The organism is Pseudoalteromonas sp. 11L1 (genome assembly GCF_055397545.1).
Map to the genome: position 1 here is coordinate 2734170 of NZ_AP041141.1, position 19865 is coordinate 2754034.

The following is a 19865-nucleotide window of genomic DNA, read 5'->3' on the forward strand; positions in this document are numbered from 1 at the left end:
TCATTAGGTATAAGCATTAAAAAAGCAGCTAATTAGCTGCTTTTTTTGTATCTACATTTTAGGGTCTGTGGTCAACAGACCCTAATGCTATATAAATCGTTTAATAATAAAGTCGACTTTTACACGCTTAGCTTGACCAAGCAGTTTTTTAACTGGCTGCGGGTAATCGCTCATGGTTTCTAAATCATCTGGACCGGTTAAACGACGACAATGTTTTAAAATTTCTTGGCGTTCATTATCAATATCGCGCATTATCGTTTGCTCAGGGTCTTCTATCAGAATACCATTTTCGATATCTAGCCCCCATGCACGCGGATTTAAATTATGCCCGCTAAGTAAATGCACTTTACGGTCACAACAAATCCCTTTTAAATGAAACGAGTTACTCTCGTGTTTCCACAGGTAAACGTTTAAGTTGCCATTATCTATGTGGCGTTTTTGCGATTTTACAAATTTATGCAAAATAGTTTCGTATAAATACGGTAATGCACCAATTTTACTAAACGGCTCGCTAGGTGGCAGGTAAAAATCGTTTGCGGTTTTATCGCCCACCACAATAGTGACTTGTTTACCTTGCTTTAATAAGCGACGCAAAGAGCGCATTAAAGGAGCCGGGAAATTAAAATACGGCGTGTATAACACCAACTCTTGCTCGGTAGTGTCAAACAGCGCTTTGATTAAGCGATTAAGTTCGTTATTACGACGGCCTAAACCCAAGAACAAACGAATGCCCATTGCATGAGTATTCAAGTTCTGCGCACTTTTATAGCTTGCCGATTTAAGCTCACGCATAAGTTGCTTTTGTTCAAGTTTAAAGTCAGCCATGCGTTTAAGCGGTCGTTGATCAATTCTTGGAACTGCTTCAGAGCTCAATAAGGTTGATTCGATAAAGTCGACTACTGAGTCACATAACTCGCTTTGCGAAACTAAAAAGTAGCGATCAAGTCGGTATCGGTCGCTATATTGCAAATACACATTGTTTAAACTGGCACCGCTATATAGTAGTGTGTCGTCAATAACAAAGCCTTTTAAATGCAACACCCCAAACAGTTCTTTGGCTTTTACAGGGACACCATACACTTGAACGTTTGAATTAAACTTCTCTAAGCTATCGCAATATAAACTTGCATTGCCCTCTGACTTTTCTGCGCCAATTAAACCGCGTTGCGCGCGATGAAAATCAACCAGTACTTTAATTTCAAGCGAAGGGTTAGCTAACGATGCACTGTGTAGTGCGGCTAAGATTTCACGACCCGCTTCATCATCTTGTAAGTAAAGTGTGGTGATATAAATTCGTTTTTTTGCGTTGGCAATTAAATCTAACAATTGCGTACGGTATTCTTGCGCATTGGTTAAGACGTTAACGTCTTTTGAAGTCAACCCAAATGCGGGTTTCTCTTGCCAAAATAACATAGTTGCCTATTCACTTAGGTCACATAATTAAGCAGTGACAAATCAAAATTAGTTAAAAGATAACAAAAAAAATCAGGCTGGTCATGAATTAACGTCGTTTTATTGGCTAACAGTCTATTTATTAGTCGAGCACTGCTTGTAAGTCATTTGCTAGTACACATTAATGAACAGCTTCGGAATTTGCGAAAAAAAATAATCTCATCTTTTATTTACTTCCTGCTTGTTTTTCTTAGAATCGGGCGCATTAAAACCGTATTAAACGTTTAGGAAAAGATCATGACTGAAGCAAAACATTGTAAGTTACTTATTTTAGGTTCGGGCCCTGCTGGCTACACAGCCGCAGTTTACGCTGCACGTGCTAATTTAAACCCTGTTTTAATTACAGGTATTCAACAAGGTGGCCAGCTAACAACCACTACTGAAGTTGAAAACTGGCCTGGCGATGCACACGGTTTAACCGGCCCTGCATTAATGGATCGTATGAAAGAGCATGCAGAACGCTTTGAAACTGAAATTGTGTTCGACCACATCAACAAAGTTGACGTATCTAAGCGCCCTTTCACACTAACTGGTGACCAAGGTACTTACACATGTGATGCTTTAATTATTGCAACCGGTGCCTCTGCGAAATATTTAGGCTTAGAGTCTGAGACTAATTTCCAAGGTCGTGGTGTTTCTGCTTGTGCAACCTGTGACGGGTTTTTCTATAAAGGCCAAAAAGTAGCGGTTGTTGGTGGTGGTAACACGGCTGTTGAAGAAGCGTTATACCTGTCTAACATTGCTGATGAAGTTCATGTTATCCACCGTCGTGATAGTTTCCGTAGTGAAAAAATTCTTGCAGACCGCCTTGCTGAAAAAGCAGCAAACGGTAACGTTGTAATGCACTACAACCGTACACTTGATGAAGTGCTTGGTGACCAAATGGGTGTGACCGGCGTTCGCATTAAAGATGTGGCATCAGATGCTACTGAAGAACTTGATTTAGCGGGTGTATTTATTGCCATTGGCCATAAGCCAAACACCGATATGTTTGAAGGTCAGCTAGAAATGAAAGACGGCTACCTAGTGGTTGAATCTGGTCTTAACGGTAATGCAACTCAAACAAGTGTGCCAGGTGTATTTGCTGCTGGTGATGTATCTGATCATATTTACCGTCAAGCGATTACTTCTGCGGGTACTGGCTGTATGGCTGCACTTGATGCAGAACGCTTTTTAGATAACCTATAAGCATACATAGCATACTTTTGGGGCTGAATTTTCAGCCCTTTTTTGTGCCCAAACATTACGGCCGAGATAATTGCACTCGCACCAATATTCACTATATTTATAGTTAAAATTAGTCTTATTTATACAATTAATGACTCAGGTACGATAGGATCTAAGGGTGAGCAACAAATACCGTCAAATTATATAAGTAAAACTAGCTATAATTATCGTCAGGAATAAAAGCTTTATTCATTTAGGCATTACTAGAAACTGTAAAATCAGTTAAAATGCTTAACTTCATATCAAGTAAATTACCGAGAGTTTTCTATGAGTTTGTATACAAAATATATGGAAGAAATCCAAACCCGTAAAACGGAGCTTGGATTAAGCCCACAACCAATCGATAGCGCTGAACTAGTATCAGAAATAATTAATCAAATTAAAGATACTAATAACGAGCACCGTAAAGATTCACTGCATTTCTTTATTTTTAATACTTTACCTGGAACAACCAGTGCTGCGGGCGTTAAAGCACAGTTTCTAAAAGAAATCATTTTAGGTGAAGAGCACGTTGCAGAGATCACTCCAGAGTTTGCATTCGAACTACTTTCACACATGAAAGGCGGCCCATCAATTGAAATGCTAATTGATTTAGCCTTTGCTGATGACGCAAAAATCGCAGCGCAGGCTGCAGAAGTATTGAAAACTCAGGTATTCTTATACGATGCAGATATGGAACGCTTAAAAGCGGCCTACGAAGCAGGTAATGCAATTGCTAAAGAATTACTAGAGAGCTTCTCAAAAGCTGAATTCTTCACAAAACTACCTGACATCGAAGAAAAAATCGAAGTAGTAACTTACATTGCTGGTGAAGGCGACATCTCAACTGATTTACTGTCTCCAGGTAACCAAGCACACTCACGTGCTGACCGTGAATTACACGGTAAGTGCATGATCACTGAAGAAGCACAACAAGAAATTGTTGCTCTCCAAAAGAAACACCCTAACGCTAAAGTAATGCTTATTGCTGAAAAAGGCACCATGGGCGTTGGTTCATCACGTATGTCTGGTGTGAATAACGTAGCACTTTGGGCTGGTAAACAAGCAAGCCCATACGTTCCTTTCATCAACATTGCACCTGTTGTTGCAGGTACAAATGGTATTGCGCCAATCTTCTTAACAACGGTTGATGTAACTGGCGGTATTGGTCTTGACCTTAAAAACTGGGTTAAAAAAGTAGATGCAGACGGCAATACAGTAACTGATGCAAATGGTGATGCAGTGCTTGAAGAAGCCTACTCTGTTGCTACTGGTACTGTGCTAACAATCAATACTAAAGAGAAAAAGCTTTATAACGGTGATAAAGAACTTGTTGATATTTCATCAGCGTTCACACCGCAAAAAGTTGAATTCATGAGAGCCGGTGGTTCTTACGCTGTTGTATTCGGTAAAAAACTACAAACGTTTGCTGCTGAAACTCTTGGCATTGAAACGCCGCTTGTTTATGCACCTTCAAAAGAAATCTCACACGAAGGCCAAGGCTTAACAGCGGTTGAAAAAATCTTTAACCGTAATGCGGTAGGTGTACTATCAGATACGCCACTTCACGCAGGCTCAAATGTTCGCGTTAAAGTGAACATCGTTGGTTCGCAAGATACAACCGGTCCTATGACAGCACAAGAACTAGAAGCGATGGCTGCTTCAACGATTTCACCTCTTGTTGATGGTGCTTATCAGTCTGGTTGTCATACAGCATCAGTATGGGATAGCAAAGCACAAGCAAACATTCCTAAACTAATGGCGTTTATGAATAAGTTTGGTTTGATCACTGCACGTGACCCGAAAGGCGTTTACCATGCAATGACTGACGTTATTCACAAAGTATTGAACGACATCACAATTGATGATCGCGCTATCATCATTGGTGGTGACTCGCATACACGTATGTCTAAAGGCGTTGCCTTTGGTGCCGACTCAGGTACTGTTGCTGTTGCACTTGCAACCGGTGAATCAGCGATGCCAATTCCTGATTCAGTTAAAGTGACGTTTAAAGGCAAAATGGCTAAGCACATGGATTTCCGCGACGTTGTACATGCAACGCAAGCGCAAATGCTTAAGCAATTTGGTGGCGAAAACGTGTTCCAAGGTCGTATCATTGAAGTTCACATTGGTACCCTAATGGCTGACCAAGCGTTTACCTTCACTGACTGGACTGCAGAAATGAAAGCGAAAGCGTCAATCTGTATTTCAAATGATGAAACGTTAATTAAGTCAATTGAACTTGCTAAGTCACGTATCCAAATCATGATCAACAAAGGTATGGAAAACGAAGCACAAACGCTACAAGGTCTAATCGATTTAGCCGACAAGCGTATTGCAGGTATTCAATCTGGTGAAGAGCCAGCACTTTCTCCGGACGACAACGCTAAATACCACGCAGAAGTTGTGGTTGATTTAGACCAAATCGTTGAGCCAATGATTGCCGATCCAGACGTAAATAACGATGATGTTTCTAAGCGTTATACTCACGATGTGATCCGCCCTGTTTCTTTTTACAACGACAAGCCTGTTGATTTAGGTTTTGTTGGTTCGTGTATGGTTCACAAAGGCGATATGAAAATTATTGCTCACATGTTACGTAACCTTGAGAAGAAAAACGGTTCTATCTCATTCAAAGCGCCATTAGTTGTTGCGCCACCAACATACAACATTGTTGATGAGCTTAAAGCTGAAGGCGATTGGGATATTCTTGCTAAATACGCAGGTTTTGAATTTGACGATGCAAAACCAAAAACGGCTGCACGTACTAAGTATGAAAATATCTTATACCTAGAACGTCCTGGTTGTAACCTATGTATGGGTAACCAAGAAAAAGCAGAACCTGGTGATACTGTTATTGCAACATCAACACGTCTGTTCCAAGGCCGTGTAGTAGCCGATACATCTGAGAAAAAAGGTGAATCACTTCTAGGTTCTACGCCAGTTGTAGTTCTATCTTCTGTTCTTGGTCGTTTCCCGACTATGGAAGAGTACAAGTCTGCGGTTGAAGGTATTGACCTTACATCGTTTACACCTGTTGAAGAAGCAATGACAACTAAGTTCAACGCTGGACAAGCTGTACCAGTAAAAGTGGTTAGCTAATTCGATTAGTTTACCATTTAATTAAGCGCGTTTTTTAACGCGCTTTTTTTATGCCTAAAATTTACCTAACAGCAATGTAAGCCCTGCTCAACCCTATAGAGAACACAATAATTTGTGGTTTGTGATTTTAAAGCAACAGGTTACACTTTGTCTTGACCATGCAGTTATTCAATCGGTGTTATGACTAAACAACTTTATCAACTCGCTCAAAGCCACTTTGCTTTTCCTGATCCCAACCATGCATTAGATGATCCAGATGGTTTGCTTGCCATTGGTGGATGTTTATCGTTAACGCGGTTAAAAAATGCTTATTTATCTGGTATTTTTCCGTGGTTTAGTGAGCACGAGCCAATTATGTGGTGGTCACCCAGTGAACGCGGTATTGTTGAGCTTGATGACTTTCATGTTAGTAAAAGCTTGCGAAAACATTTAAAAAAGCACCCGGTCACCGTAACTATTAACCATGCCTTTGAAGAAGTGATAGAAGCGTGCCGCGATCAACGCCTTGATACCGATGGCACTTGGATCACCCCGCAAATGCAACAGGCGTACATAAAAGCGCATTACAATGGCTTAGCTCATAGTTTAGAGGTATGGCGTGAGGGAGAGCTTGTAGGCGGCTTATATGGGATTATGCAAACTGGCGTTTTTTGTGGTGAATCAATGTTTCATCATCAAACAAATTGCTCCAAACTGGCGATGTGGGCGCTGGTTAATTGGCTTAAGCGCCATGATGCGCATTTTATTGATTGCCAATTAGAAAATCCTTATTTAATGTCGTTAGGTGCCAGCGTGATTCCACGTGAAGAATTTTTAACTAAACTTAATAAAGCACAGTGTTACACCCCAGCTGCCAGCATGTGGCAGCCACAGGAGCTAATCGCGATATATGAATGAACAACTTCCAGCTCGTATAGGCCTAAGCCAACCGTTTGAATGCAGTTATTTACCTGATCGCCAAGAGCAACTGCTGGTGATACTCGACCCAAGTTGTTATAGCAGCAACAAGTTTGAGTCGTTATTAGGATTAGGCTTTCGTCGCAGTGGTAACCAAATTTACCGTCCGCACTGCCCTATTTGCAGCGCGTGTAGTTCTGTGCGCGTTTTAGCTGATGAGTTTATGCCGACAAAATCGCAAAAACGTAAACTTAACAAAGCAAAAAACCGCTTTGAGGTAAAATATTCACAGGTTGAACGCGAACAATACTATCCACTTTACAGTAAATATATTAGCTTGCGCCACCAAGACGGCTCTATGTATCCACCTGATAAATCACAATTTCAAAGCTTTTTGTTTTGTAGCTGGTTAACCATCACCTTTATAGAGCTTTGGGATCAAGAAAACTTGGTGGCCGTTGCTGTAACTGATTGTATGGACAACGCTATTTCGGCTATTTATACATTTTTTGACCCTGACTACGGACACTTTAGTTTAGGGACTGTAATGATATTACAGCAGCTTAAATTTGCTAAACAGCAACACAAACAGTTTGTTTATTTAGGCTATCAAATAGATGAATGCGACAAAATGAAGTATAAAACCCAGTTTTTACCCGCCCAAAAACAGCTCAATGACCAGTGGGTGGCTATTTAATTTACAAAAATAGCCCCTGCGCCTTTACTTATTGCCGTATTTTGGGCAAAATCTGCAGCGTTTAACTATTAAAGAGGTGTTACGCTAAACATGGCGAAAGAAGACGTAATCGAAATGCAAGGGACAGTCCTTGATACTTTACCAAATACAATGTTCCGAGTTGAGCTAGAAAATGGTCACGTAGTTGTGGCTCATATTTCAGGTAAAATGCGCAAAAACTATATCCGTATTTTAACCGGCGATAAAGTAACGGTAGAAATGACTCCTTACGATTTATCGAAAGGTCGTATCGTATTCCGTGCTCGCTAAGTAAGTGCGTAAACGAGATTTAGTTTTTGGCTAGTGAAAACTAGCTTTAAGCGTTTATTAAATGTAATTAATGGTAGTAGCCAGTAATTACATTTAATAAACAAAAAACCCAGCCTTTGCTGGGTTTTTTGTTGCCTATTTCTTTGGCAAATAAAAAAAGCCTGCATAAAGCAGGCTTTTTAAATTGCTAACTTTTTTAGGTTAGGCTGGCGTTAAGTCACTCTCGTAATCAAAACGCAGCTTTTTATCTTTAACCGATACTTTTACCGTACCGCCAGAAATTAGCTCACCAAACAGTATTTCGTTAGCCAATTGCTTTTTAAGATCTTCTTGAATAACACGTGCCATAGGACGTGCGCCCATTGCTTTGTCATAGCCTTTGTCAGCCAACCACTCACGTGCTTTTGAGGTAAGCTCAAGGTTAACTGACTTCTTATCCAGTTGCGCTTGTAACTCAACAACAAATTTATCAACCACTTGCAAAATAACCTCTTTCTCGAGGTGATTAAACCAAATAATGTTATCTAAGCGGTTTCTAAATTCAGGTGAAAATACTTTGTTAATTTCACCCATTGCATCGTGTGTGTGATCTTGCTCACTAAAACCAATCGACTTACGCGTGGTTTCTTGCACGCCGGCATTGGTGGTCATCACCACGACTACGTTTCTAAAGTCAGCTTTTCGGCCGTTATTATCTGTTAGCGTACCGTGATCCATAACTTGTAATAAAATGTTGTAGATATCAGGATGCGCTTTTTCAATTTCATCCAGCAATACCACTGCATGTGGGTTTTTGATCACCGCTTCTGTTAATAAGCCGCCTTGTTCAAAACCTACATAACCCGGAGGCGCACCAATTAAACGGCTCACCGCATGGCGCTCAACGTATTCAGACATATCAAAACGAATAAACTCAACACCCATACATTTAGCTAATTGCTTGGTAACCTCTGTTTTACCTACCCCTGTTGGGCCTGCAAATAAGAACGAACCAACCGGTTTGTTCTCGTTTGCTAAACCTGAGCGCGATAAACGAATAGCAGAAGTTAATGCATCAATGGATTGATCTTGTCCAAACACCAACATTTTTAAATTACGGTCTAAGTTTTTCAGCGTTTCTTTATCAGAAGACGACACATTTTGTGGTGGAATGCGCGCCATTTTTGACACAATCATCTCAATATCAGATACACCAATGGTTTTTTTACGCTTAGACGTAGGCAGTAAACGTTGGCTTGCGCCCGCTTCATCAATAACATCAATCGCTTTATCAGGTAAGTGACGTTCATTAATATACTTTGCACTTAGCTCGGCGGCTGCTTTTAACGCTTTTTGCGTGTAACGAATACCATGGTGTGCTTCGTAACGTTCTTTTAAACCGTTAAGAATTTTGGTGGTATCTTCAACGCTAGGTTCAAGCACATCAATTTTTTGAAAACGGCGAACTAAGGCGCGATCTTTTTCAAAAATATTTTTATACTCACCGTAAGTGGTAGAACCCATGCAGCGTAATTGCCCACTTGAAAGTAACGGCTTAATTAAGTTTGAAGCATCCATTACCCCGCCCGAGGCAGCACCTGCACCAATGATGGTGTGAATTTCATCAATAAATAAAATTGAACCCGGTTTTGCTTGTAACTCTTTTAATAAACTTTTAAAGCGTTTTTCAAAATCGCCTCGGTATTTGGTACCGGCAAGTAACGCACCCATATCTAAAGAGTACACAACCGCATCTGCAATAACTTCAGGTACTTGTTCATTAACAATACGATAGGCTAAGCCCTCGGCAATGGCTGTTTTACCAACGCCGGCTTCACCAACCAGTAATGGGTTATTCTTTTTACGACGACACAGCACTTGCACTGTGCGCTCTACTTCGCTGTCACGACCAACAAGCGGGTCAATGTTACCCTCTTTAGCGTGTATATTAAGGTTTGTAGTAAAGCTGTCGAGCTTGCTCGCTTCCTCACTTGCTACTTCTTGTACCTCTTCATGAATGTCGTCGGTGTCATCGCCTAATTCGTCATCACCTTTGGCAATTCCATGAGAAATAAAGTTAACAATATCAAGTCGAGAAATATCATTCTTTTTAAGTAAATACACTGCTTGGCTTTCTTGTTCAGAAAAAATAGCCACCAGCACATTCACGCCAGTCACCTCATTTTTACCCGAAGATTGCACATGAAATACCGCGCGCTGTAATACACGCTGAAAGCCAAGTGTTGGTTGAGTTTCGCGTTCTTCTTCTAAATCGGGAATAACCGGTGTGGTTTCATCAATAAATTCAAGTAACTCTGTTTTTAATCCAGAAACGTCAACACCACACGCATTGAGCGCTTCTCCAGCTGATGGATTGTCGAGTAGAGCGAGTAAAAGATGCTCTACGGTCATAAACTCATGACGACGTGTACGCGCTTCACGAAACGCGGTGTTCAAAGTTAGTTCTAAGTCTTTATTTAGCATTGGCAACCCCTTACAGAGATAATAATTTTATACCGCACTTCAAAGATGAAAGTTCACCTTTATGGTATTTATTCCTGCTCACAACTACATAGCAGTGGATGCTCGTTATCCCTTGAGTAGCGGTTAACTTGCTCAGCCTTAGTATGTGCTACGTCGGCGCTATAAACACCACATATACCCTTACCTTGCTGATGTATTTGCAGCATCACATCAGTTGCTCTATCGCTATCCATATTAAAAAACGTCATTAAGATCTCTATTACAAAATCCATCGGCGTGTAATCATCGTTGTTTAACACAACTTTATATTTTCGCGGTGGCTGCAACTTTTGCTTTTCACTATCGCGAACGGTGTCGATAACACCAGAATCTTTCATACCACTCATAATTAAATATAGTCTTGTCTTTGTAACTCAAGCAAACTTGAATAAAAAAATAAATAAAATGTTAAAAAATAACCTAAAACACTTGACTGGTTGCTTAAATAAACTACAGTCAAATGGTGATTGATTAAACCTTAGTCAGTCTAGCAAACAATACAGTTTAGGATAACTAAATTAGTCAACTTATAGAAGGATGTAGAAGTATGGCTTGTGGTAAAGTCAAATGGTTCAACAACGCCAAAGGTTTTGGTTTCATCGTAGAAGACGGTTGCGAGAACGACATTTTTGCTCATTACTCCACAATTGTAATGGACGGATACAAGACACTTAAAGCTGGTCAAGATGTTACCTTCGAATTACAACAGGGCCCTAAAGGTCTACACGCTACTAATATAGCGCCTAATGGCGATATTATAGGGTGATTGTAATTATGAGACTAAAGCGAGTGACCTGTTTAGATCCTCGCTTAATTTCTTAAAAATCCCTAACCACTCCAATATAAATTGCCTCATTGTTTGTTAATTCAACCCCACTCCTTGATTTTATTTTATCTACCCCAATAATTTCAGTATTAGAAGTTTAACTGCTGGCGTCTGGCGTGTAATCCTAGCCCTTTTTAGCCAAGCTTGTTACACTCTTTATCCTGTAAAACGTAATTACTTTAGCCTAATGGCTAGTTTGTATTTACATAAATTTTAGTTATAAAAGACACTAGTCCGTCAGGTGTGATTATTCTCACCTTGTTTAGGTTATACGAGTACCAACACCTAACAGACTACTCATTGCATGTACTAATGCTTAATTTAAAAGTATTAGGCGATGATTTCTTTGCATTGTTGAATTTGGCCAATGCGGCCTACTATCTAGGAATGATGATGACATCAAAAATTATCTATACAAAAACGGACGAAGCTCCGGCACTAGCAACTTATTCGTTGTTACCTATTATCCAAGCATACACAAATGCGGCAGGTGTTGAAGTTGAAACACGCGACATCTCATTAGCTGGTCGTGTAATTGCGAGCTTCCCGGATTACCTAACAGAAGAACAACGCATTGGTGATGCACTTGCAGAACTTGGCGAAATGGCAAAAACACCAGAAGCTAACATCATTAAATTACCGAACATTAGTGCATCAGTTCCACAACTTCGCGCTGTAATTAAAGAGCTTCAAGAAAAAGGTTATGCACTTCCAGAATACCCGGTTGAACCTAAAAACGATGAAGAGAAAGCGATTCAAGCAGCCTACGATAAAATTAAAGGCAGCGCAGTAAACCCTGTACTTCGTGAAGGTAACTCTGACCGTCGTGCACCAGGTTCAGTGAAAGAGTATGCACGTAATAACCCACATTCAATGGGCGCGTGGAGCAAAGATTCACAATCATACGTTGCAAGCATGGAAGAAGGTGACTTCTTTGGTTCTGAGCAATCACTAACTGTTGATGAAGCAACGGATGTTCGTATCGAACACGTAGCGGCTAATGGCGATATCACTGTACTTAAGCAAAGCACGCCATTACTTGCTGGTGAAGTAATTGATGCATCACGTATCAGTGCTACGAAATTACAAGCATTCCTAGAAGCTGAAATCAATGCAGCTAAAGAAAAAGGCGTGTTATTTTCGCTTCATATGAAAGCAACCATGATGAAAGTATCTGATCCAATCATCTTTGGTCACGCTGTAAAAGTATTCTACAAAGACGTTTTTGCAAAACACGGTGCACTTTTTGAAGAGCTAGGTGTTGATGTAAATAACGGTTTAGGCGATGTGTACTCTAAAATTCAAACATTAGATGACGCTAAGCGCGAAGAAATTGAAGCAGACATTCAAGCGGTTTACGCTAACCGCCCTGCTATCGCCATGGTTGATTCTCATCGTGGTATTACAAACTTACACGTACCAAGTGATGTGATCATCGATGCTTCTATGCCTGCTGCAATTCGTTCAAGCGGTCAAATGTGGAATAAAGACGATAAATTACAAGACACAAGCTTTGTAATTCCAGATCGTTGTTACTCTGGCGTTTACCAAGCAACGATTGATTTTTGTAAACAGCACGGTGCTTTTGATCCTACAACTATGGGTAGCGTACCAAACGTTGGCCTTATGGCTCAAAAAGCGGAAGAATACGGCTCACATGACAAAACATTTGAAGCAAAAGCTGACGGTACTATTCGTGTTGTTGACACAAACGGTAACACCCTACTTGAGCACAGTGTTGAGCAAGGCGATATCTGGCGTATGTGTCAGGTTAAAGATGCACCAATTCAAGATTGGGTTAAACTTGCAGTAAACCGCGCTCGCGCAACTGGTAATCCGGCTATTTTCTGGTTAGATGCAGAACGTGCACACGATGCTGAGTTAATCAAAAAAGTGAACAAATACTTGCCAGATCATGATACTGCTGGCCTAGATATTCAAATTTTATCGCCAATGGATGCAACCTTATTCTCACTAGCACGCATCAAAGAAGGTAAAGATACGATTTCTGTAACAGGTAACGTATTACGTGATTACCTAACAGATTTATTCCCAATTTTAGAATTGGGTACTAGTGCTAAAATGCTTTCAATTGTGCCACTGATGAATGGCGGTGGTTTATTTGAAACAGGTGCCGGTGGTTCTGCTCCTAAGCACGTTCAACAGTTTGAAAAAGAAAACCACTTACGTTGGGATTCTTTAGGTGAGTTCTTAGCACTTGCTGCGTCACTTGAACACCTAAGCACAACAACGGGTAACAACAAGGCACAAGTACTTGCTGATACGCTTGATAAAGCAACGGGCACATTCCTAGCTGAAAACAAGTCACCTTCACGCAAAGTTAAAGAGATTGATAACCGTGGTTCTCATTTCTTCTTATCTTTATTCTGGGCTCAAGAACTTGCTAAGCAAAATGAAGATAGCGAGCTTAAAGCGCAATTTACACAAATTGCTAGCGACCTTGAAACCAACAAAGAGCAAATTGTTAACGAGCTAAACGATGCACAGGGTCCTGCAATGAACATTGGCGGTTACTTCCAGCCAAATGACGATGCAGCCTTCAAAGCAATGCGTCCGAGCACAACATTTAACGAGATTTTATCTAAACTAGTATAAACCATTTAAATGAATGAAAAGGCGCTCATAGAGCGCCTTTTTTGTGCTTAGGCGAAAGGTGTTCGTAAAAAAGGCCGCTAATACGGCCTTTTCAATTCAACTTTAAAAGTTTATTTTGTGTATGCGCGTGGCATGTTCGACTCTGTTGTATAGCGCTCACGCAGTTTATCTTGGCGAGATTCAGTACTAACCTCAACACCATTGATAAACATTTTATTCACGTGGCTGCTCAGCTCAAACGGGTCGTTACTCCACATAACAACATCAGCGGCTTTACCTACTTCTAGGCTACCCGCGTTAATACCAAATACATCAGCCACATTCGAAGTCATGGCCTTTAATGCGCCTTGTTGGCTCATACCGTAAGACACTGCGTTACCGGCATCGTAGCGAAGCTGGTAAACATTGTGACTTGCGTCACCACCCACAGTTAGTAGCACTTTAACACCGGCTTTTTCTAGTATGCCGGCATTATTCAAGCTCGCATGCAACGAATCAAAGCTACCTGGTAAGTTATCCATTGCACTAATGATCACAGGAATGCCTGCTTTAGCGATGCGATCTTTAACTACAACGGCATCTTGAGCGCCATTAAGGACAATGTTTACGCCAAACTGCTGTTTCACTTTTATTAGTTCAACAATATCTGATGCACGCGACACACTAATTAGTAATGGTATATCGCCTTTTAGTACTTTAGCCATTACCGTGTCTTCAGCACTTGGCTTAGCGTCGTCTTTTTTAGCGTCTTTACTTGCTTTGGTTTGATGCTCATCTAATTTTTTAATAAGCGTTTGCAAGGTAAATGCACGAGAACCTTTACTACGCTCACCTAAATGAACCACTAGTGCAGCTTGCTTTTTATCTACGCTTTCAAAGCTACCACTTAAATCAACAACACTTGCTAGGCCTGCAAATATGCTGTCACCACCGTATGGGGTGATCAAATCTCGAGTGATACCGCCTTTACGTGCATAAGGAATTAAGCTTGAACGAGGATTGAATGCTAAGCTTGCATCAAAATCGATACCTGCTTTGTCTTCTCCTGCATCGCGAGAACCGGCAACTGCACCTACTTCAACTAAGCCAAGCTGATTTACACTGGCGATAAAACCAGCCGTCACTATTTGACCTTTAGCATCAATAACTTTGTCAGCTTTAACATCGCTAGGGTTAATGGCAGTGATTTTTCCTTCATTCATTACAATGCTAGCTCCTTCTAATACACCTTGTTCTGAAGATGTATGCAAAGTTGCATTAATGATTGCTAGTGACTTGGCGCTCACGGCACCCGATGCTAGTAACCCTGCAGCAACCAGAGAAAGCGAAAACGAACGTGATAATTTTTTCATTCTGGGTGCTCCTTATTGTTGACCTAACATAAAATCACTTTGTGCTTGGAATGCGCTATCGTTTCTATCGTAAACTTTTGCACCATCAACAAACACTTGCTCTGCTTTTGCATAAACACTAAACGGGCTTTGATTCCAAATAACAACATCAGCTTGTTTACCTGTTTCAAGTGAACCTGTTTTATCTTCAATGCCTAATGATTTAGCGGCGTTAGACGTGATCCATTTAATCGCGTGTTGCTCAGAAATATCAAACCCATTTTGGTTTGCACTGTACATTACTTTTGCGGCTTCTTGGTTCAAGCGTTGAATCGTCGTATCAGAATCTGAGTGCACAACAGCACATGAGTTTTTAACTGCATCAACAATAGCGACGTTCTCTTGCACCATATCGTAGGCTTCCATTTTAAAGCCCCACCAGTCTGGCCAAAGTGCTGCACACGAGCCATTTTCAGCTAATAAATCAGCAATTTTATAGGCTTCAATTCCGTGGTGGAATGTGCCCGCATGATAATTAAACTCTTTAGAAAGGTCGATCATCATCGCCATTTCTTCTGCTTTGTAGCAGTGATTGTGAATACGAACTTCACCTTCTAAAACACCACGTAATGTATCGTATTTAATATCACGATGTGGAGCTTCTGGGTTTTTACCCGCAGCGTAATCAGCATCGTATTTATCCCACTCACGCTTATATTCTTGAGCGCCAATCCAAGCTGTACGATATCCTGCCATATTACCCATACGTGTCATCGGTAATACGCCTTTACGACCGTAAACACGTTTAGGGTTTTCACCACATGCCATTTTTAAACCGTATGGTGCATCAGGAAATTTCATCCCTTGCATGGTGTGAGCCGGTACATTTTTAAGGGTAACGCCACGTCCACCGAATAAATTAGCCGAACCCGGTAAAATTTGTAATGACGTAATACCGCCTTCACGTGCGCGATTGAAACCTGGATCTTGTGGCCAAATTGAATGCTCAACCCATACTTCTGCAGTATTTGGACTGGTCATTTCGTTACCATCTTGATGAGACTCAACCGATGGATTTGGATAAGCACCTAAATGTGAATGAACGTCAATAATGCCTGGTGTTACCCATTTACCTTGTGCGTCGATGGTGGTATCTGCATCAGCGGTTAAATCTTTACCAATTTGCTGCACTTTACCGTCGACAATTAATACATCAGCTTCATCTAAACGCTCACCCGTCCCTGTTAATACAGTCGCATTGGTGATTAACGTGCTTGATGTCGCTACCGGTTGGTAAGTACTTGGGTATGGGTTTTTATTAATGGTTACTTTGTCATCTTGTGGGCCGCTTTCTTGGCAACCAACAAGTGCTGCTGCTAAACCAACAGCTAACAATGAGGGAGCAAATTTTTGCATGTTTTTAGGTTCTCCTGTTTTTTTACTACTTTAGCGAAAGCAAACGCATAAAGCTAAAAAAACAGGTGAAAAGGCGGTTATTTAAGGTGAATTTCTGTAATTATTTTTTTATATAATTGTTATAAAGCTTATCCAGAGCTCTTTCGGTGGTGAGCGATGGATCTTTACTTATAAAGTGTTTAACCGTTCGTGTTACAAAATCCGAATTTTGCTTATGTAATTTTGAAAAATCTTTAATCAATGTATTACCATCTTTTGCTGCTGTAACTTTATCATGACGATGTCTGTATTGACTCAATGCCTTATTAAAATCACCTTGATAGTCTTCCACTAAAATTTTATAAAAGTCACTTTTTTGTACTTTTAATACAGTAATGCAATAGTTAAGCGCTTCTTTGAAATCGGTAAATACAGTGCCTTCAACATCAAACTCTTTAGTTTTTTCACGCACCGTGACACGTGCTTCCTCAGTGGCATAACTAAAGCCCGTAAAGGCGAGTCGCTCAGCCGCTTCTTTACCTAGCTTCATACCTGCTTGAATACTATGCGCAAATTCATCACTCATATCAGCGAGTTCGTTTTCTTCCCACATGTTGTAAACACGCAGAGGTTTTGCATACTTATTAGATAATTTCTTTTTAAGTTTGCTAAATCGCTCATCAATGGTCATTAATCGCTCATTGTGAAGTAATGCATGGCATTCGTAACAGGCTGCAATGGCAACAAAGTCAGCTTCTTCACCTAGATCAATAATACTTTGTAGCATATGCAATGGCGGGCAATGATCGCGCTCTGTTGCCTCACAGCCGCAATAAAAACATTGGTTAAAATGCTGTTGCTCACACGCATAAGCTTGCTGGTAGTAACTTGCTAACGTTTTATTCACAATTGCGCTCCAAAAATATAAAATGCCACAAATTTAGGGCGCGATAATAACAGCCTGAAAAAATATTTCAGTAGGAAAACGCTAAAGTGTGTCAAAAATAAATTACTTAACCTGAACTCTGGTTAAGAGATTTACTAAAATATTGAATTATATTAATAATTTGGTTTTTTTCTCCAGCCAGAAATTTACAGTGAAAACAAGGCGAATTTTCGCGTCAATAGCGAGCCTATTGCAAGTAAATTCAACGCAGTTAGCGCTGAAAATAGCTGCTTGAGATAGATTTATTATCCATAGTTCAGGTTACTTATGAACAACTTTTCATATACCTACAAAATTGCACGATTTATATACACATCTTCTTACAGCTTACCCCATTCAGTTAACAACATTTCGGCTACATTAAGCAATACTTAAGTTGCATATAAACAAAGAGGCAAATACTATGATTTCTTTCAAAGCAACTCTATATTCAACTGTATTATTGGGCGCAGCAACATTAACAGCACCTGTAATGGCAACCACCTTTGTTGCCGCTGACTCATCACCCGGTACCCAAGCTTGTATGGCCGTTGCATCTAACAAAAGGTTGACACTTCACAGAGCCATGAAAGATCTGCGAATTAGTAAACATGTAATTGGCAAAAAATTACTCTGTAATGATTTATCAATGGGTGATTTTGTAGCGCTGTATGATTTAAATAAATCAGCACGCTTTTTAAATATTGAAGCGTCTACTAGTACGTCAATAAGAGATTTAGCAAAAGCAAACAAACCGCTTGTGGTTATTATGGCGGGGTCTAAATAATATTACAGGTTTTAAATGCGTTTAATTTACTCGAGTCAAACACGTTAAGCAGGGCTTAGTACCTGCTTAACGTATATTTATTATTAAATAAGCGCTGCCAACAAACCAAATAAGCCTCCAAACACCCCACCCCATACAACGAGCCAACCTAAGTGTTCGCGGATCATGGTTTGAATTATTTCTTTCACCATTTTAGGGGTGAGTTCATCTAAGCGTTCATCCACTAACTTAAGCACCGTATTATGCAAACTTTCCGCGTTATTACCTTGGGTTAACATATCGCTTAATAGTGTTTTAAAATCGTCGGTGTCGCTTATTTGCACCAGTGATGATTGCATTTTTTCAATAAACTTTTCTCGCATTGGCTCAACGGCTTCAGTGCCGCCAAACATTGCAAGCATGCTACCAAATTGTGATTGCTCAATAACCACTAACAAATTATCGAATGCGGGATTTAAATCCACCTTATAAATAACTGACTCAAAGTCTATCGTTGGTTGAGCCTTGCTTAGAAGCTTGTCTATTTTATGCTCAGAAAAGAACTCCGTAAGTATTAAGTTTCTTATAGCCACTTTAAAACTTTCAAACTTAAGTGCAATTACACCCGAACCATATAAAAACGGCACTTTTTCAAACAGCATATGAATAGCGAGTAAGTTTGTAACTGCACCGGAGAGTGCAAATAAGCCCACAGAAAGTACAATGGTTTGTTCAAATACAAAACCAATAACAACACAACACGCTGCTAATAAGTTAGTGATAAAACTTTTATTCATTTTTATTCCATTTCAGTGATTTGTATCAGAAATTGATAGTATTAATTTTACACCGATTAATTTGTTTATTTAATCCCTTTTTGCCATAGTTTATTTATAGGTTTAAAAGGTGACTATTGTTATGTGGAAAACAATCAATCAAGAGATCAGCCAGGCTATCCATTATGATTTTAAACACACCCATAAACGTCAGTTGCAAAACACATCCACCGATAAGTTGTTTCATTTAAGCGATGGCAAGCACAATTACTTAGTTAAAGTTGGGCAAAAGCATGAGCTAGAGCGCTTTGAGGCTCAAGCTCAAGGCTTAAAACAGCTTACTCAAAACAGTGTATTTATGGTGCCAGACTGTATTATAACTGGGGCCAATATAGAATACGCCTTCATTGTATTAGAGTGGCTTACATTTGACGAGCTTCCCCACACTCATTGGTCAACTATGGGGGAGCATCTTGCCATGTTACATCAAAAACACCAGCAAGCGATGTTTGGTTTTGATACCGACAATTATTTAAGCTCAACGCTTCAGCCTAATCAGTGGCATAAAAAATGGGATGTATTTTTTGCAGAAGAACGTATTGGTTGGCAATTACAACTATTAGCTGAAAAAGACATTGTACTTTCAGACCCCGAACAACTAATAAATTTAGTAAAAGAGACACTGCATAATCATCATGTTTTACCCTCATTATTACATGGCGATTTTTGGCGTGGTAACCTGGGCTTTGTAAATAACATTCCGACCTTGTTTGACCCCGCCTGCTATTACGGTGATCGGGAAGTCGATATTGCTATGAGCGAGCTCTATGCTCCCCTTCCAGAGGATTTTTATGATACCTACAAGCACCACTACCCTTTAGCACAGGGTTATGAGCAACGTAAGCTTGTTTATCAGCTTTACCCTGTTTTAAACAACGCTAACATTTTTGCGGGTCATTATCTAAATCAGGCTAAAGAGCACGTTGATAAACTAATAAACTTACTAGACTAAACTCGTAAACTAAAATAAATGCAGTAAACAAGATATAAGCACTATATTTAGTG

Annotated in this window: 16 protein-coding genes; 9 read left to right on the forward strand and 7 right to left on the reverse strand. The window is 40.1% G+C overall.

The window, feature by feature from the left end:
• Positions 1-87: 87 nt before the first annotated feature.
• Positions 88-1413 (reverse strand): CDP-diacylglycerol--serine O-phosphatidyltransferase, encoded by a 1326-nt coding sequence (gene pssA / locus ACZ5WS_RS12815; protein ID WP_008110076.1) that lies wholly within the window; start codon positions 1411-1413, stop codon positions 88-90.
• Between the two features lie 276 nt (positions 1414-1689).
• Here pssA and trxB point away from each other — a divergent pair, with 276 nt between their 5' ends.
• The 5 genes from trxB to infA all read left to right on the forward strand — a co-directional run bounded on the left by trxB (position 1690) and on the right by infA (position 7663).
• Positions 1690-2640 (forward strand): thioredoxin-disulfide reductase, encoded by a 951-nt coding sequence (trxB, locus tag ACZ5WS_RS12820; protein WP_008110078.1) that lies wholly within the window; start codon positions 1690-1692, stop codon positions 2638-2640.
• Between the two features lie 306 nt (positions 2641-2946).
• The gene (locus ACZ5WS_RS12825; protein ID WP_464708904.1) at positions 2947-5760 is read left to right on the forward strand and encodes a bifunctional aconitate hydratase 2/2-methylisocitrate dehydratase; all 2814 of its coding nucleotides are present in this window, start codon (positions 2947-2949) and stop codon (positions 5758-5760) included.
• Between the two features lie 180 nt (positions 5761-5940).
• Complete coding sequence (gene aat, locus ACZ5WS_RS12830) at positions 5941-6657, forward strand: leucyl/phenylalanyl-tRNA--protein transferase (RefSeq protein WP_198523045.1); 717 nt, start codon at positions 5941-5943, stop codon at positions 6655-6657.
• Positions 6650-7354, forward strand: coding sequence for an arginyltransferase (locus tag ACZ5WS_RS12835; RefSeq protein ID WP_464708909.1), 705 nt, complete (start codon positions 6650-6652; stop codon positions 7352-7354). Before aat ends, ACZ5WS_RS12835 begins: the two co-directional genes overlap by 8 nt.
• Positions 7355-7444: 90 nt before the next feature.
• On the forward strand, positions 7445-7663 hold the full coding sequence (infA, locus tag ACZ5WS_RS12840; protein WP_002962494.1) for a translation initiation factor IF-1: 219 nt from the start codon (positions 7445-7447) through the stop codon (positions 7661-7663).
• Positions 7664-7864: 201 nt separating this feature from the next.
• Here the strand turns inward: infA and clpA are convergent, their stop codons facing one another.
• Positions 7865-10126, reverse strand: a complete 2262-nt coding sequence (gene clpA, locus ACZ5WS_RS12845; RefSeq protein ID WP_198523043.1) for an ATP-dependent Clp protease ATP-binding subunit ClpA — start codon at positions 10124-10126, stop codon at positions 7865-7867.
• 68 nt (positions 10127-10194) lie between these two features.
• A complete protein-coding gene (clpS, locus tag ACZ5WS_RS12850) occupies positions 10195-10503 on the reverse strand; it encodes an ATP-dependent Clp protease adapter ClpS (RefSeq protein WP_008110102.1) in 309 nt (102 codons plus the stop codon).
• Positions 10504-10712: 209 nt separating this feature from the next.
• On the opposite strand from clpS, the gene cspD reads away from it, so the two are divergent.
• Together cspD and ACZ5WS_RS12860 are read left to right on the forward strand one after the other, a co-directional pair.
• Positions 10713-10931 carry a cold shock domain-containing protein CspD gene (cspD, locus tag ACZ5WS_RS12855; protein WP_138604913.1) on the forward strand — a complete coding sequence of 73 codons (219 nt, stop codon included), beginning with the start codon at positions 10713-10715 and terminating at the stop codon, positions 10929-10931.
• 453 nt (positions 10932-11384) lie between these two features.
• On the forward strand, positions 11385-13607 hold the full coding sequence (locus ACZ5WS_RS12860) for an NADP-dependent isocitrate dehydrogenase (RefSeq protein WP_464711509.1): 2223 nt from the start codon (positions 11385-11387) through the stop codon (positions 13605-13607).
• 110 nt (positions 13608-13717) lie between these two features.
• Here ACZ5WS_RS12860 and ACZ5WS_RS12865 read toward each other — a convergent pair whose 3' ends face one another.
• From ACZ5WS_RS12865 to ACZ5WS_RS12875, 3 genes are all read right to left on the reverse strand, one after another.
• Positions 13718-14959 (reverse strand): amidohydrolase family protein, encoded by a 1242-nt coding sequence (locus tag ACZ5WS_RS12865; RefSeq protein ID WP_178955842.1) that lies wholly within the window; start codon positions 14957-14959, stop codon positions 13718-13720.
• Positions 14960-14971: 12 nt separating this feature from the next.
• Positions 14972-16354, reverse strand: a complete 1383-nt coding sequence (locus ACZ5WS_RS12870) for an amidohydrolase (protein ID WP_178955832.1) — start codon at positions 16352-16354, stop codon at positions 14972-14974.
• 100 nt (positions 16355-16454) lie between these two features.
• A complete protein-coding gene (locus tag ACZ5WS_RS12875; protein WP_464708920.1) occupies positions 16455-17240 on the reverse strand; it encodes a hypothetical protein in 786 nt (261 codons plus the stop codon).
• A gap of 442 nt (positions 17241-17682) precedes the next feature.
• Between ACZ5WS_RS12875 and ACZ5WS_RS12880 the strand changes: the two genes are divergently transcribed.
• Positions 17683-18045, forward strand: a complete 363-nt coding sequence (locus ACZ5WS_RS12880; protein WP_290169887.1) for a DUF3718 domain-containing protein — start codon at positions 17683-17685, stop codon at positions 18043-18045.
• 83 nt (positions 18046-18128) lie between these two features.
• Here ACZ5WS_RS12880 and ACZ5WS_RS12885 read toward each other — a convergent pair whose 3' ends face one another.
• On the reverse strand, positions 18129-18821 hold the full coding sequence (locus ACZ5WS_RS12885) for a DUF445 domain-containing protein (RefSeq protein ID WP_178955826.1): 693 nt from the start codon (positions 18819-18821) through the stop codon (positions 18129-18131).
• Positions 18822-18942: 121 nt separating this feature from the next.
• Here ACZ5WS_RS12885 and ACZ5WS_RS12890 point away from each other — a divergent pair, with 121 nt between their 5' ends.
• Entirely contained in the window at positions 18943-19812 is an 870-nt protein-coding gene (locus ACZ5WS_RS12890) for a fructosamine kinase family protein (protein WP_138604918.1), read from the forward strand.
• Positions 19813-19865 lie beyond the last annotated feature (53 nt).

Bases quoted from the DNA above. Each gene is read 5' to 3' on its own strand.
- ACZ5WS_RS12890 (WP_138604918.1), top strand. From the start codon at position 18,943: ATGTGGAAAACAATCAATCAAGAGATCAGCCAGGCTATCCATTATGAT.
- infA (WP_002962494.1), top strand. From the start codon at position 7,445: ATGGCGAAAGAAGACGTAATCGAAATGCAAGGGACAGTCCTTGATACT.
- ACZ5WS_RS12835 (WP_464708909.1), top strand. From the start codon at position 6,650: ATGAATGAACAACTTCCAGCTCGTATAGGCCTAAGCCAACCGTTTGAA.
- ACZ5WS_RS12865 (WP_178955842.1), bottom strand. From the start codon at position 14,959: ATGAAAAAATTATCACGTTCGTTTTCGCTTTCTCTGGTTGCTGCAGGG.
- aat (WP_198523045.1), top strand. From the start codon at position 5,941: ATGACTAAACAACTTTATCAACTCGCTCAAAGCCACTTTGCTTTTCCT.
- trxB (WP_008110078.1), top strand. From the start codon at position 1,690: ATGACTGAAGCAAAACATTGTAAGTTACTTATTTTAGGTTCGGGCCCT.
- ACZ5WS_RS12885 (WP_178955826.1), bottom strand. From the start codon at position 18,821: ATGAATAAAAGTTTTATCACTAACTTATTAGCAGCGTGTTGTGTTGTT.
- ACZ5WS_RS12860 (WP_464711509.1), top strand. From the start codon at position 11,385: ATGACATCAAAAATTATCTATACAAAAACGGACGAAGCTCCGGCACTA.
- clpA (WP_198523043.1), bottom strand. From the start codon at position 10,126: ATGCTAAATAAAGACTTAGAACTAACTTTGAACACCGCGTTTCGTGAA.
- clpS (WP_008110102.1), bottom strand. From the start codon at position 10,503: ATGAAAGATTCTGGTGTTATCGACACCGTTCGCGATAGTGAAAAGCAA.
- ACZ5WS_RS12880 (WP_290169887.1), top strand. From the start codon at position 17,683: ATGATTTCTTTCAAAGCAACTCTATATTCAACTGTATTATTGGGCGCA.
- ACZ5WS_RS12825 (WP_464708904.1), top strand. From the start codon at position 2,947: ATGAGTTTGTATACAAAATATATGGAAGAAATCCAAACCCGTAAAACG.
- cspD (WP_138604913.1), top strand. From the start codon at position 10,713: ATGGCTTGTGGTAAAGTCAAATGGTTCAACAACGCCAAAGGTTTTGGT.
- ACZ5WS_RS12870 (WP_178955832.1), bottom strand. From the start codon at position 16,354: ATGCAAAAATTTGCTCCCTCATTGTTAGCTGTTGGTTTAGCAGCAGCA.
- pssA (WP_008110076.1), bottom strand. From the start codon at position 1,413: ATGTTATTTTGGCAAGAGAAACCCGCATTTGGGTTGACTTCAAAAGAC.